General features: G+C 44.3%; 11 protein-coding genes. 7 read left to right on the top strand and 4 right to left on the bottom strand.

Translation table 11 applies throughout. The annotated features are described in order from the left end of the window. The first annotated feature begins 13 nt into the window (after positions 1–13). From ACR3I3_RS03010 to ACR3I3_RS02995, 4 genes are all read left to right on the top strand, one after another. The gene (locus ACR3I3_RS03010) at positions 14–1615 is read left to right on the top strand and encodes a hypothetical protein (protein WP_440953096.1); all 1602 of its coding nucleotides are present in this window, start codon (positions 14–16) and stop codon (positions 1613–1615) included. 81 nt (positions 1616–1696) lie between these two features. Continuing rightward, entirely contained in the window at positions 1697–2113 is a 417-nt protein-coding gene (locus ACR3I3_RS03005; protein ID WP_440953095.1) for a DUF3795 domain-containing protein, read from the top strand. A gap of 170 nt (positions 2114–2283) precedes the next feature. Then, positions 2284–3177 carry a formylmethanofuran--tetrahydromethanopterin N-formyltransferase gene (gene fhcD / locus ACR3I3_RS03000; RefSeq protein ID WP_440953094.1) on the top strand — a complete coding sequence of 298 codons (894 nt, stop codon included), beginning with the start codon at positions 2284–2286 and terminating at the stop codon, positions 3175–3177. Positions 3178–3317: 140 nt separating this feature from the next. Further along, entirely contained in the window at positions 3318–3905 is a 588-nt protein-coding gene (locus ACR3I3_RS02995; RefSeq protein ID WP_440953093.1) for a transglutaminase-like domain-containing protein, read from the top strand. Between the two features lie 80 nt (positions 3906–3985). Here ACR3I3_RS02995 and ACR3I3_RS02990 read toward each other — a convergent pair whose 3' ends face one another. The 3 genes from ACR3I3_RS02990 to mfnA form a co-directional block, all read right to left on the bottom strand. After that, the gene (locus tag ACR3I3_RS02990; protein WP_440953092.1) at positions 3986–5380 is read right to left on the bottom strand and encodes a TraB/GumN family protein; all 1395 of its coding nucleotides are present in this window, start codon (positions 5378–5380) and stop codon (positions 3986–3988) included. A gap of 8 nt (positions 5381–5388) precedes the next feature. After that, positions 5389–6492 (bottom strand): CBS domain-containing protein, encoded by a 1104-nt coding sequence (locus ACR3I3_RS02985; RefSeq protein ID WP_440953091.1) that lies wholly within the window; start codon positions 6490–6492, stop codon positions 5389–5391. Between the two features lie 350 nt (positions 6493–6842). Continuing rightward, on the bottom strand, positions 6843–7979 hold the full coding sequence (mfnA, locus tag ACR3I3_RS02980; protein WP_440953090.1) for a tyrosine decarboxylase MfnA: 1137 nt from the start codon (positions 7977–7979) through the stop codon (positions 6843–6845). A gap of 933 nt (positions 7980–8912) precedes the next feature. Here mfnA and ACR3I3_RS02975 point away from each other — a divergent pair. Then, complete coding sequence (locus ACR3I3_RS02975; RefSeq protein ID WP_440953089.1) at positions 8913–10148, top strand: ORC1-type DNA replication protein; 1236 nt, start codon at positions 8913–8915, stop codon at positions 10146–10148. A gap of 149 nt (positions 10149–10297) precedes the next feature. Here ACR3I3_RS02975 and ACR3I3_RS02970 read toward each other — a convergent pair whose 3' ends face one another. Next, positions 10298–10855 carry a S26 family signal peptidase gene (locus ACR3I3_RS02970; RefSeq protein ID WP_440953088.1) on the bottom strand — a complete coding sequence of 186 codons (558 nt, stop codon included), beginning with the start codon at positions 10853–10855 and terminating at the stop codon, positions 10298–10300. A 151-nt stretch (positions 10856–11006) separates the two neighbouring features. Here ACR3I3_RS02970 and ACR3I3_RS02965 point away from each other — a divergent pair, with 151 nt between their 5' ends. Both ACR3I3_RS02965 and twy1 read left to right on the top strand, forming a co-directional pair. Continuing rightward, positions 11007–12746: a DNA-directed DNA polymerase II small subunit gene (locus tag ACR3I3_RS02965; RefSeq protein ID WP_440953087.1), complete on the top strand. Its 1740-nt coding sequence runs from the start codon at positions 11007–11009 to the stop codon at positions 12744–12746. 90 nt (positions 12747–12836) lie between these two features. Further along, a complete protein-coding gene (gene twy1, locus ACR3I3_RS02960) occupies positions 12837–13787 on the top strand; it encodes a 4-demethylwyosine synthase TYW1 (RefSeq protein WP_440953086.1) in 951 nt (316 codons plus the stop codon). Positions 13788–13922: the final 135 nt, after the last annotated feature.

The raw sequence follows: 13922 nt of genomic DNA, 5'->3' as shown, positions 1-13922 counted from the left end.
GGATGTTGATAACATGGAGATCCTACTGACGACAACGATCGATACCGCAATGGTAATAGGTCTTACAGCAGCCTTCCTTTTTGCTGACATCGCTATACGTCATAACCTGAAAATGGACCTTTCAGATGTCGGTTCGGACCTTGCGATAGGGGCATTCTCGGTCCAGATATCGGTGATAGCTGCGCTGCTTACAGGAAAAGTTACACCTGATATTGCCAATGACAGTGTTCTCCTCGTCCTTTTCGGGTCCCTCTGGGCAACATCAATGTGGCAAACCTCAAGACAAAGGTCATCCGGCCACATGATCTCATTCATAATGGGAACTACTATCTTTACACTAGCAGCAGCCCACCTGCTAAGACTCCATGAACCTTCCACACTTGGACTTTTGGTAGCGTTGGCAGTAGCACTTGGTTATATCGGGGCTGTGATAACAAAAAATCTCTACAACGAATCGATCGTCAGGAAGTTCGATCAGATGCTGGGTAAGGTCAGTGCCTACGACATGTTAGAGGTCTCAGCAAAAAAGAATTTAAGGAACGTAGATGACCCGTTATACCCGGCAGTTGACAGCATACGATGCGCTATCAGGAACAATGACGAAGATAGATACACAACAGGACTCCGCAAGATAACCACGATATCACAGAACCTCATGACAGGTTCAAAGGAGACCACGGATATCTCCAGCCATGTGAATGCACACTTGCTGGAAATGGGTCTGATAGCACTGGAAAAAGAGAGCAATGCAACAAAAGAGATCATAAGTTCCATAGGAAGTATTGGTACCTCGGCTGCAAAACATGGAAGCCAGGCAGGTGCTGTTTCATCTATCGCCACCATCGGATCGCTTTTCGCAGCAGCAAAAAGAAACAACACAACTGGTTTACAGCGCTATTTTGTTGAAACCACAGGCGCTATAACGCAAACTGCTGCCGGTTATAAACAGGAAACCACAGTCGAGAAAGGACTTGTCGTGTTCAAAGAGATAGCCGAACACGCTGCCTTCTCAGGCGATCCTGCCATAATGACAGCGGTCAAGGAAGAGCTGGTAGAACTTGCAAGAATAGCAGCTAACAAGGAACAGACAACCTATATAAGGTCCATAGTGCTCACAATGCGCGATATTGGCACCCGGATCCTGAGACTGGAAGGGAATGAAAGGCAGAAAGCCTTCAAAGAACTGATGGACTCCTTCAGGAGAATGGGCAAGTTCATGTCCGGAAGGGACCTCCTGGAAACAACATGGGCAATGACCGACCTCGCAATTGGAGCCTCAAGGGAAAATCTGGAAAATGAGACCCTGAGAAGTATAAAAGAGATCGAAGAGATCGGGATCACAGCCCTTAAAGGAAGCTCTGATGGAAAAACTGACAGTATGGCTGATGAGATCGTTAGTCAGGTCATTATCTCGCTCAAGGAGATATGTATCTCTTCAATGCGTTCAGAGCTCACAGCAGCTGTGAGTGCAGTTGGAACTGCCTTTGCAGGTCTGGATAAGTACGATGAAGCTGCCATACTGGTGCAGGATTCTGTGATGGATATCGCAGAATACAGGACAGGCGAGGAAAAGCTATACAGGATCTTTTTGGAAAAGTACGGTGAGAAATCCTAAATCCTGCCTGATACTTCTCAAACTACGGATTTTCCTATACCGAAACACAAGGCATATAGTTTGAAAAATAAATATTATAGTATGGAATCCTCGAAACAACTCTCACTTATCGCTCCATGCGGAATGAACTGTGGTATCTGCATGGCTTACCTTAGGGACAGGAACAAGTGTCCCGGTTGCCGGGGACCGGATGAGAACAAGTCTATTAGCCGTTCCAAATGCAGGATCAAGAACTGCCCGACCTTTGAGAATGGCAGGGCACAATTCTGCTTTGAGTGTGAGAAGTTTCCCTGTGACAGATTGAAACATCTGGACAAGAGATACCGGACAAAATATAATATGAGCATGATCGAAAATCTTGAACATATCAAAGAATATGGCCTGGAAAAGTTCGTAGAAAATGAAAAGATAAGATGGACATGTCCTGAATGTGGAGGCACTATCTGCGTACACAAAGGATACTGCCATAGTTGTGGTAAAAAGAGCAATTTTTCCTGATCTTGCAAAAATCTCTGTCACCGGATTCAACTGGAAATTGATCCGCTTCAATTGCAATTCTTTTTTCAGATCATCCCTTGAAAATGTGTTATCCATCGCCGGACATAACATATATGTATTGTAATAGTATTCTAATCCATACTAAATATTCAATTACGTAGGTGTTTTTAATGGAACTTAACGGAGTAGAAATCGAAGATACATTCGCAGAGGCCTTTCCAATCAAAATGGCACGTGTACTGATCACAGCCGCAACATCACGCTGGGCAGCTGTCGCAGCACAGGAAGCAACCGGATTCGGAACATCCGTCATTGGATGCCCTGCTGAAGCTGGCATTGAGATGTACGTGGACGGTAGTGAGACACCAGACGGCAGACCAGGTGTTTACATTCAGATCTACACCTTTGGATACAAGGGACTTGAAGGTCAGCTCCTGGAGCGCATTGGTCAGTGTGTCCTCACAGCACCAACAACTGCAGTGTTCAACGGTCTCCCTGATGCAGAGAAGCAGTTCGACACCGGGAACAAGCTCAGATACTTCGCAGATGGAACAGAGTCCCAGACAGAGGTCGATGGACGCAAGATGCACGTGATCCCAATGATGGAGGGTGACTTCCTTGTAGAAGACTCCATTGGTGCAATAGAAGCTATCGCAGGTGGAAACTTCTTCATCTTCGCAGACACACAGATGAACGCTCTCACCGCAGCAGAGAATGCAGTCGATTCTATCCAGGCTGTCGAGGGTGTGGTCACACCATTCCCAGGCGGAATCGTTGCAAGTGGTTCCAAGGCAGGTGCAAACAAGTACAAGTTCCTCAAGGCAACAGCTAATGAGAAATTCTGTCCAAGTATCAAGGATCAGGTAGAAGGTTCAGAGATCCCTGCAGATGTAAACTGTGTTTACGAGATCGTTATCAACGGTATAGATGCAGACGCTATAAATGAGGCAATGGCAGCAGGTATCGAAGCAGCTGTAGCAACACCAGGTGTCAAGAAGATCACCGCAGGTAACTACGGCGGAAATCTCGGACCACACAAGTTCAACCTGCACGACCTTTTCTAAGGTCGTCACTTTTTTCTTTTCTCTTTTTAGACCTCATTTTCAGAAATTTAATTAAATTTCTCTGTACACATAATACCAGATCAATCAGCGATAGTTGGCGACAATTTAACTCAATACGTTCAGGAATAAATGGTGATAGCATGCAGGAATACCTTCGTCCCACCGAGATAATCGACTGGAAACACCCGGAAGTTGAAAAACTTGCAAAGGAACTTGCTTCCGGACTGGAAGACCCCATAGAAATAACAGGAAAATGTTTCGAATGGGTCAGGGACAAGATATATCACAGCCATGACCACTGCATGAACCCCATCACCCTGAAAGCTTCCGAGGTCCTGGAAGCAGGAACAGGATACTGTTATGCTAAAAGTCATCTTCTGGCAGCCTTATTGAGGGCGAACGATATCCCGACAGGGTTCTGCTACCAGCGCCTGAGCAGGGACGAAAATGGTGAACCTTTCTGCCTTCACGGACTGAACGCTGTCCACCTTCCCGAGATAGGATGGCTTCGGGTCGATGCAAGGGGAAACAAAAAAAGCATTGATACGAAGTTCAACCCACCGGAAGAGTCACTTGCATACGAAATAAAGGTAAAGGGCGAAGCCGACCTCCCGGAAATATGGGCCGACCCACTACCGGTCATTGTAGATCTGCTGACAGGATACGACAATTATGAGGAAGTCTGGAAGAATCTTCCCGACATCCCTTTGATAAGGACCTGGTTGTAAGTGCCGGATCGATCAAACAAAAAAATATTGCAGACTAGCAAAATACAAAATTAGAAAAACATTGCAGGCAACAGGTCATTTCAAAGACCTATTGCCATAAGACCTGTGCCGATAACTTCCCTCGGATCTATGCCTGCAACCTGCATCATCACATAAACACCTATGAAAGTGCCTATGGTGCTTCCGATATTTGCAAGGGCTGCGACCATGATAACGCGGAAGAAATTGTTTTCCTGAAGCTCTTTGAAGCTTTCCAGCTTGACCATTTCCTTGAGGTCTGCAGTGGTAGGGTTCCTCTGCTTGGCCTCCATAAGTCCTGCAAACCAGCCTGCAGCCATCATGGGGTTCAGGGAGGTAAGCCATGCCACAAGGAAAGCCGTGATAACAGAGTACGGATGACCTCTTGCAAGGGCAGCTCCGATGGAACTTAAGATACCGTTTATGAGGAACCACCAGCCAAATGCCAGCAGCAAAAGCTCAATTGGTGTACCTGACATGATCAAAAGCAGGAAAGTTGCAACAGCTATGGCAACGATACCAAGCCCGATTATCTTCATGAAACTGAAGCGCTTTTTGGGAAGCTCGGTAAGTGAGGACATCGGAGGTATGGACTTCGGGTCCTTTAGATATTTCTCAACACCTGCCCTGTGACCCGCACCAAGGACCGCAACGATCTTCTTGTTGCCTCCTCTGGCAGCACGGATGAGATTTCCTGCAATGTAGGCATCCCTCTCATCGATGAGAACAGCCGCAGCATTCGGAGATGCATGACGCAGCTCATCGGTGAGCATGGTCACCATATCCTGATTGGTGATGTTATCAATGTCAATGCTCTTTGAAGAGCCGATACCTAAAGCAGAGGCAATAAGCGTCACAACAATATTCAGTTTCTCAAAGAATCCCATCTTGCTCCAGAAACGCTGCAGGGTAAGCTGGATGTCACGATCGACAAGAGCTATCTTTGCACCACTGGCTTCTGCGGCATCGATGGCAGTGATCATCTCAGCACCGGGCTGGACACCCATCTCGTCCCCGATCTTTTTCTGAACATAGGCAAGCAAAAGGTGTACAAGGAAATAGTAGATCTTCCCGCCACTCAGAATGTCCTTGATAGGTACTTCCGAATCCTTGACCTCACCTTTCAGTGAATCATACCTGCTCTTACAAAGCTCCACAGCAACTATGTCAGGTTTCTCGCGCTCGATAGTAGCAATTACCTCGTTAACGCTCTTTTCCGAAACATGAGCCGTTCCCACTATGATTATCTGGGAAGGTTGCGGAGGAGCCTGAATGGCATTCTCCTGTTTTACCATAGGAGCAAGGGAAGGAGTTTGTGAAAAAGTTGCATCGCCATGCCCTGAATAGACCGAACCGGATACCGTGTCGTAATTGTAATTGGAAGCAGCTTTCTGAGAATCCGTGATGAACTGCTCATCAGACTTCTCTTCTGCTGATCTGAAAGTCATACTGTCCATTTTCTATATCACTCGCTCAATAACATCATAGTATGTATCAGGTCGGTCCTGGAAAGGATACCTGCAACCGAGCCATCTTCATCTACCACCAATAATCTGCCAATATTGTTGGTGGTCAGAAGCTTGAAGGCATCCGCAGCAGTGGCATCTTTTGATATTGTCACAACATCCTTTGTCATGACATCGGACACCAGTATACTGTACCTATCCAGAGGCATTACCTTACGTACATCTGTAAATGTAATGATACCTTTTAAAGTGTTGTGTTCTATGACAGGATAACCCATATGTTTTTTCTCGAACATGAACTGCGTGAGGGCATCGATCGTCAAAGAAGGTTCTACCGAAACTATCTCTTTGCTCATGACGTCAGCTACAGGCACCTTTTCAAGGGTGATGGTAACAGCTGTTGAACGATCCTCACCTGATGCTCCCATGTAAACGAAAATAGCAATAAGGATCAACCATGGGTTCCAGGGATTTGACAGCAGTCCAAGCAGACCGAGCAGGAAAGCGAACATCTTACCAACACCTGCTGCTGCGTGGGTTGCCTGTATATACGTCATTTTCCTCGCAAACCATGCACGCAATATGCGTCCGCCGTCCATCGGGAAGGCCGGGAGCAAATTGAACATACCGAGAACTATGTTGATGGAACCAAGCAACTGGATCATCCTGAATATCAATGAATCAGCAAAACCAGTAATAACACCTGCCACCACAAAATTTAGAAGCAACAGTGAACCACCGATAATGAAACTGACAAGCGGCCCTGCAAAGGCCATTTTTGCCTCCTGCATGGGATCCCTTGGAATCTCTTCCATGGAAGAAACTCCGCCTATCAGGAACAAAGTGATATCCGTAATTTTGACACCGTACTTCTTTGCGAGATAGGAATGTCCCAGCTCATGAAGCAGGACGCAGGCAAAAAGAAGTATAGTTGTCAAAAGGGAAAGTAAATATCCCAATTCTGCCGGGACCACATCGTTAAAACCATATGGCTCCGGATTCATGGCAAAAACAAATGCGAATAGAGGAAGAACTATGAGGAATGTTATGTGTATCTTGATAGGGATGCCTATAATAGTTCCAATTTTAAAAGAATTTGCCATAGATTCAAATTTTAGCTTTATTATATTTAGTATTATCCGATCGTTACAATGATAGAACAACTAAAACTACTTTTACAATTATCTTGTATTTTAAGCAGTTTTCTTTTTCAACTATTTTCTGTTAATTTTGTTAAAGCTTCGTGTTAACCTTCAGTATGTGTTCTCACGAATATTACTTTCACCCCGCTTGGGTTAACAGTATATATACTCACAACATAGGTAACATTAGTCACGGATTCGATGAGTACACGTCTTTACAAGTTTCAAGGCTAGGTGCCATCGATCCATCCCCTCAATCCGTGCACTTCTTTTTTTACAGGTCAGATCAAAAAAGTGTCAGAACACGATCATCAGATCAGTTTTTCAAGATCGTTAAGGAAAAGCTCCACTATATCTCCAGCGATGTGAGGCATGACGACCAGCCTCAAAGCGCGAGGGTTCCTTGTTATGGAAACATGCCATCCAAACTCATCAAGTAATCTCTTTCTGACATCATCGGCGTTCGGAACTCGAAGAGCCAGAACGTTCATGACAGGATCAATGACCGTTCCAATTCCCATTTCTCCGGCACCAGTAACGATATTTTGTGTCTGCTCCATACATTGACCTACAACACGCCTATAGCCTTCCTTTCCGAGATGTCTCATCACAGCATATGTGGAAGCCACTGCTGCACCGCTCCTGGTCCCTGTTAGTGAATATTGCTTACTGATACTGAGATAAGGAGTATGGATTTCTAGATCATCCAGGTATTCAGATCTACGGAACATCAATCCTCCTGAAGGGATTGTGCTCAAACCCATCTTGTGAGGATCGATCGTCATTGAAGTCACTCCCTCAACAGCAAAATCATACCTGTATCGTACACCCATGAAAGGAAGCACAAAACCTCCAAATGCAGCATCAACATGCAGGAAAAGACCTTTTTCAAGAGCTATTTCTGAAAGCTCTTCAATAGGATCGACCTGTCCGAATTCTGTCGTTCCTGCAATACCAACAAGACCTATTGTGTTCTCGTTAATCAGTGATCTTACCGAATCAATATCAACTTTAAGAGTTTTATCAAGGGAAGCTTTTCTTATTTCAACTCCTGAAAGGTCCGCGACCTTATCAAAAGAAAAATGTGCAGATTCCGGCATGACAACATTAGGATTTTTGATATCACGTCGACCATTTACCATGGATCTTATTGCCTGTATATTTGATTCAGTTCCACCGGTCGTCAAATAACCACAGTTTTCAGGATTGTTCTTGTGATGTAAAAGAGAACCGAACATTTTCAGGACCTGTTTTTCAAGATGGTAGGTTCCGGGGAACAGTCCAGGATCTCCCATGTTCGCTTCAATGAACTGTGTATGTGCTAAAACTGCGATTTCATGAGGATAAGTACACATTGAACTTAATACACGTTCGTAACGTGTGTCTGCTGATTTCGCATTTTTCAAAATTGAAAGGATTTCTTCTCTGGATATTCCGGTTTCTTCCATGAATTCTCGTTTAGTAGAATATAGAACCTGTTTAAAACCGTTTTGTTCAGATTTTCCGTTGCTAGTGAATTATGATATTTGTAGAATGACAGAAAAATGATGGTAACTCATTATATTAACATTTAAGCTCTGAAAAAATTTAGATTTTAATTTTTCAGGATTTTAATTAATCAGCAACAAAGATCGTTTTAAAAAAGCTAGAGTTTGCTGATATTGGCCAGTATTTTGAAAAATGTTATTTTTCACCTCCGTGAAGATCAAAAGAATTTTTTTGGCCATCTTTCATATACTATTTTCAGACTTTTTTTGACTGGAAGTTATGGAGGGTCACCCCATTATTTCGACTGGAACTTTTTTGTTGATTTTTAAGTTCTGTTCTGTTGTTAGAGAAAGATTTATTAACTATTAATTAGATACTAAAACCACCCTGTTTTTTTTAATATTATTAAAAATATGTTCTCATATTTTTTTTCTGCACTCCAGTCGAAATCATAGGGTCTCCCTCCTTTATAAAATCTCCAAGCGAAACAAAGGGGCCTTTGTTCCAGATGAAACGATTTCCGGATTTTTCCATATAAATAAAATCCGGAATAACAACAGATAGTAATCTATTGATCGTGATTTGTGTATTAAATTTTAAAATCCTTTCTAAGTTGCACTGGAAATAGGGGGGTCAAATCCTGTGGAACCATAAATGTTAATAAGGTATACTTCCATTGCATCATGTGGAGAATTGAAACGTCACTTCCTGAATTTCAACAAATTTTTTTGATGGATCATTCAGGTGTGATTTTGTGTCATTCGATACAATATCATAAATACTATTACATTATCAGTGAAAGTTCCGTATCGATCATCATACTACTTCTTTTTGAAGTTTTGTCGGTTGATATTTTATTATCATTTCATCATTTAATTCATGGAAGGTTACAAATGGAGAACAAATCATTGGATGGACTGTTTGAGGATTTATTGCAGAATGAGTCTCTCTTTAAGAACAAAGAAGTTTTGAGGCCTTCATACACACCTGCTTCTCTGCCACACAGGACCGAGCAGGTCAATACACTTGCCACTATTCTTGTTTCAGCTCTGAGGGGAGATACACCATCTAACATTCTCATCTATGGTAAAACAGGCACCGGTAAGACGGCTGTTGCACGTTACGTTGGCATAGAACTTGAAAGGAAGAGTGAAGATATCAAGATCGCCTGTTCAGTATTGTATCTCAATTGTGAGATAATTGATACCCAGTACAGGCTCCTGGCAAATCTTGCAAAGCACTTTGGTGAAGACATTCCAATGACAGGCTGGCCTACAGATCAGGTGTTCACAAAGTTCAAGGAAGCCATTGATTCAAAACAGCAGGTGATCATTATTATTCTTGATGAGATTGATAAACTGGTCAAGAAAGGTGATGATGTCCTGTATAACCTTTCACGTATCAATGTGGATCTTAAAAACGCAAAGGTCAGTATGATAGGTATCTCCAACGACCTTAAGTTCACTGAGTTCCTTGATCCCAGAGTGAAAAGCTCTCTCGGTGAGGAAGAAATTATTTTCCCACCTTACGATGCCGAGCAGATCAGTGATATTCTCAGGCAGAGAGCATCTATTGCTTACAAGGAAAATGTTCTTGACGAACTTGTTATCCCGTTATGTTCTGCTTTTGCAGCTCAGGAACATGGTGATGCAAGACGTGCACTTGATCTCCTGAGGGTTGCCGGAGAACTCGCTGAGCGTGAGAACGAGACACATGTTGGTGAACCTCATGTCAGAAGGGCTCAGGAAAAGATCGAGATAGACCGTATCGTTGAAGTTGTCAGGACCTTGCCAACGCAATCAAAGCTGGCCCTTTATAGTGTCATGCTCTTGAGGAACAACGGATACAGAAACGTCACCACAGGAGAAGTTTACAATGTGTACCGTCAGTTATGCGTGAATGTGGATATGGACGTCCTGACACAAAGAAGGGTCACTGACCTTATCTCGGAACTGGATATGCTTGGTATTCTCAATGCTGTGGTCGTAAGCAAAGGCCGCTACGGAAGGACGAAGGAGATCGTCCTGAGCGTACCTATTGAAAGCACACGACGTGTCCTCCTTGAGGATTACAGGCTGGGAATGCTTGCAGGTTTCAAGCCGGTAATTACAGCACAGATGCATCTTTGATGCATCAATGCTTTTTTCTGTTTTAGTAATAAAAAGAAAAAGGGTTGAATTTATCCTGTTCTTAAAAGGAAGCATTGAGAAATATCGTTGATCACAACTCATCGATCAAAATAATGAAAGGGATCTGTTTCAGGGATATCTTCAGTATTTTATTTTGAAAGCATCAGTCTGAGGTGTCCTGCGTATGGTATTCTGTATCTTGCCACTCCAATGATCCATTCTTCCTTTACAGGCTGCAGATAACTTATCTGGCCCTGCTGATCGAAGTACATATTTGTTCTTTCATTGTCGCCTTTAGTTATGTAACCACTGTGCGGAGCGACAGGACCGCCATCCCACATAGGTTCGCCGGCTTCGACATAGTACATGGCTCTGTGGATTATCGGCGTCACACCTTCCTGACCATAAGGTCGGTAAAGAATGACATTGCCCTGCATTTCGAATGATATATAGTCCGGTGAAGCATCCTGATTGGTTATTACCTGTGTTCTGTCAATACTTTGGATGAAAACGATGTCCCCGATCTTCATATGGGGATCCATACTCCCGGATTCCACAGCAACCATTGGTGTCCACATCCCAAACACAGCCTGGGAGACAACGGCAAATGCCATAACGGCCAGAATTACAGAAACAATGTCCCTTGATAAAGAGATCCAGAACTTGTCACTTGTTCTGAATGTATGGAATGAGGCTTTTATGTCCATATTATCATAGAAACATTAGAGACTGATTAGTTAAAAAATTTGGTATTTGATCTTTTGGCACGTAGCTTATTTATTTTATAGTAGTAGTCTGTTTGATGAATGACTGGGATAGTTCAATAAAACTTATAAAACTTTTAATCAGGTCTGAAAAATGAAGGAGATCGATGTTCAGGAAGCTTTTTTGGAAGCAGGCTATCAGATCAGCCCTGAGGCTGTAGATATGATAGTATCTCACAGATCTCCAAAGGACCTGATATGCTACATCCTGGAACATGTGGATGAATCAATTTTTGTAATTGAGGCCGAGCACATTGATCTCGGGTCTTTTGAGTCTGAATCTGAATCCATTCTGAAAGATGGATCAGGATCCACCATGGAAGTTACTTCAGTATCTGCTTCGGTGCCGGGTTCGCAGTTTTCGCAAGCCACGGGAATTGCACAAAGTACTTCAGTGGGAGAAGCTCCAGACCCTGTTTCGTCATCTTCAACAATAGCGTCCCGAACAACTTCCGGAGAAGTCTCTTCTGCGTCTTCATGCTCTTTAAAATATTCTTCTTCATTTCCGGCAGGCTATGGGTCAGGAGGCGGAATTGACAGGTCTACTGGTGCCGGTACGAATGCCAACAGTGCTTCCAGTGGCAATAACATAAACATCATGTCCGATATCACGGACATGTCTACCTGTGTCGGTGAGTACATGGAGTTCGTCCAGTATTTCAGGAACAGGTATAGCAAGCTCAGTGATCTGATACGTGGAAGGATAACCGCCAGGCCAATTGAGAGCCTTAACAAGAACCGCAAGCATGGTGGCGGTATCAGAAGAGGCGGAGGTGGTGATTATAGTGAGGTGTCCATCATCGGGATGGTATCTGAAGTAAGGAGCACTGCCAACGGGCACAAAATGATCCAGCTGGAAGATCCCACAGGTTCTTTTCTGGTGCTTGTGCATCAGGGTGAGAAGGATCTTTTTGAGGAGGCCAGCAGGATAATCCTGGACGAGGTCATTGGTATCACAGGCTCCCTCACAAATGACGGTAGTCTTATTGTTGCAAAGAAGATAATCCTCCCTGACCTTCCGAACATCTCCCACAGGAGGGAAGGTACCTGGGGTAAGGCTGTTTTCACATCCGATGTCCACATCGGTAGTTCGACGTTCCTTGAAGAGGAATGGTGCAGTTTCCTTGATTTTCTCAACGGAAGGTCTGATAATGAGAAGATGAATGAGATGTCAAAGGATATACGCTTCCTTGTTGTTGCAGGTGACCTTGTGGACGGGATCGGCATTTTCCCGGGTCAGGAACATGAGCTGGACATTCTTGATGTCTACGACCAGTATGCAAAGGCTGCTGAATATTTCAGACAGGTCCCGGACCATATCCAGATCATAATATCTCCCGGGAACCACGATGCAGTGCGTCAGGCAGAGCCACAGCCGCGTTTTCCGGAGCGTATCACTTCCCTTTTTGATGACAGGATAACCTTTGTGGGCAATCCTGCACTTGTGGACCTTGATGGTGTACAGGTACTGGTATACCACGGTCGCTCCATCGATGACCTGGTGGCGTCGGTTCCGGGAGTATCCTACCAGGAGCCTGAGAAGGCCATGATAGAGATGCTAAAGCGCAGGCACCTTTCGCCTATATACGGAAGCAGGGTTTCCATTGCACCGGAAAAGCAGGACCATTTTGTGATCGACCCGGTGCCTGATATTCTCCATTGCGGGCACGTACATACAATCGGTATCGGAAGATACAAGAATGTCCTTGTGATCAACTCAGGTACCTGGCAGTCCCAGACCGAGTTCCAGAAGAGAGTGAACGTTATGCCGACCCCTGCACAGGTCCCGGTGGTGGACCTTTCCACTCTCAGGACAAGTCTTCTGCAGTTCTGAAAGGCTTGTTTTGTTCCTTTCATTTGAAAGATATTGACATCATTTTCGATTCCGATCACTATATATAGTGCAACAGGAAAGTATGCACAGATGTCCCTGAAAGATAAGGAAGAACTTATGACAATTCCTGAGATACGTGACTTTGAAGCCTTGCTGAAGAAGCAGGGATACAGTCTGGCAGGCACCCATTCTGCTGTAAAGACATGCCTCTGGCTTGGTCGTTCCATGAAAGGGGAAGGGGAATGTTACAAGTCCAGGTTCTATGGTATCACTTCTCACTGTTGCCTGCAGATGACACCTACTTTAAGGTGCAATCAGCGCTGTCTGTTCTGCTGGAGGCCAACGGAGGCAGAGGTATCTTTCCCAAAAAATTGGGATTCTCCAGTGGAAATAGTGGGGTCTTCGATCAAAGCGCAGCGAAAACTGATATCAGGGTTTGGTGGTTCTGCCCTCAGGGAGCGCTGGGTGGAGGCCAACGAGCCCAAACATGTTGCCATATCACTTTCAGGGGAGCCGACACTGTATCCGTATCTTCCTGAACTTGTGGATGAATATGAGAAACAGGGATTTAGCACATTTATCGTGAGCAACGGTACGGTTCCTGAAATGATGGAAAGGATCGAGCCTTCCCAGCTGTACATGAGCCTTGATGCTCCTGACAGGGAAACGTATGAAAAGGTCTGTAAGCCCAGATCTCCTGAACTGTGGGATAATATTAACAGATCACTGGAGATACTTGGGAAGAAGAACAACCGGAAAGCAATACGCATAACTCTTGTAAAGGGTGTCAATATGATAGATCCGGAAAGTTATGCACGCCTTATTGAGATAGCAGACCCGGACTATGTTGAGATCAAGGCATATATGCACCTTGGTTTTTCCAGGTCTCGCCTGCCCCGTGAAGCAATGCCTTCGCACGAGGAGGTTCTCAGTTTTGCAAGGGAGGTTGCAGATCACCTCGGTTATTCCATTGCAGATGAAGTGGAAGTAAGCCGCATAGCATTACTTTCAAAGGACGGTAAAGTTACTTATCTTGACTGAAGCCCGATATATGCCATTGGCAGTTTCGATTTCAGTCACAATCTATATTTATATCCTTGTCTACATAGGGTACATCCATTTAGCTAATAGCATCAATGTTCCGCATGGAGAACATGATTATCAGGATGCTCAACG

Source organism: Methanococcoides mangrovi (genome assembly GCF_052057775.1).
In the GTDB taxonomy this organism is placed as follows: Archaea; Halobacteriota; Methanosarcinia; order Methanosarcinales; family Methanosarcinaceae; genus Methanococcoides.
The sequence above is the reverse complement of the archived record's forward strand: the minus strand, read 5'-3'. Positions and strand labels throughout refer to the sequence as shown.

What these genes read in the sequence shown, in the direction of transcription:
- ACR3I3_RS03010 (WP_440953096.1), top strand. Translation starts at nt 14, where the DNA reads ATGGAGATCCTACTGACGACAACGATCGATACCGCAATGGTAATAGGT.
- ACR3I3_RS03005 (WP_440953095.1), top strand. Translation starts at nt 1,697, where the DNA reads ATGGAATCCTCGAAACAACTCTCACTTATCGCTCCATGCGGAATGAAC.
- fhcD (WP_440953094.1), top strand. Translation starts at nt 2,284, where the DNA reads ATGGAACTTAACGGAGTAGAAATCGAAGATACATTCGCAGAGGCCTTT.
- ACR3I3_RS02995 (WP_440953093.1), top strand. Translation starts at nt 3,318, where the DNA reads ATGCAGGAATACCTTCGTCCCACCGAGATAATCGACTGGAAACACCCG.
- ACR3I3_RS02990 (WP_440953092.1), bottom strand. Translation starts at nt 5,380, where the DNA reads ATGGACAGTATGACTTTCAGATCAGCAGAAGAGAAGTCTGATGAGCAG.
- ACR3I3_RS02985 (WP_440953091.1), bottom strand. Translation starts at nt 6,492, where the DNA reads ATGGCAAATTCTTTTAAAATTGGAACTATTATAGGCATCCCTATCAAG.
- mfnA (WP_440953090.1), bottom strand. Translation starts at nt 7,979, where the DNA reads ATGGAAGAAACCGGAATATCCAGAGAAGAAATCCTTTCAATTTTGAAA.
- ACR3I3_RS02975 (WP_440953089.1), top strand. Translation starts at nt 8,913, where the DNA reads ATGGAGAACAAATCATTGGATGGACTGTTTGAGGATTTATTGCAGAAT.
- ACR3I3_RS02970 (WP_440953088.1), bottom strand. Translation starts at nt 10,855, where the DNA reads ATGGACATAAAAGCCTCATTCCATACATTCAGAACAAGTGACAAGTTC.
- ACR3I3_RS02965 (WP_440953087.1), top strand. Translation starts at nt 11,007, where the DNA reads ATGAAGGAGATCGATGTTCAGGAAGCTTTTTTGGAAGCAGGCTATCAG.
- twy1 (WP_440953086.1), top strand. Translation starts at nt 12,837, where the DNA reads ATGTCCCTGAAAGATAAGGAAGAACTTATGACAATTCCTGAGATACGT.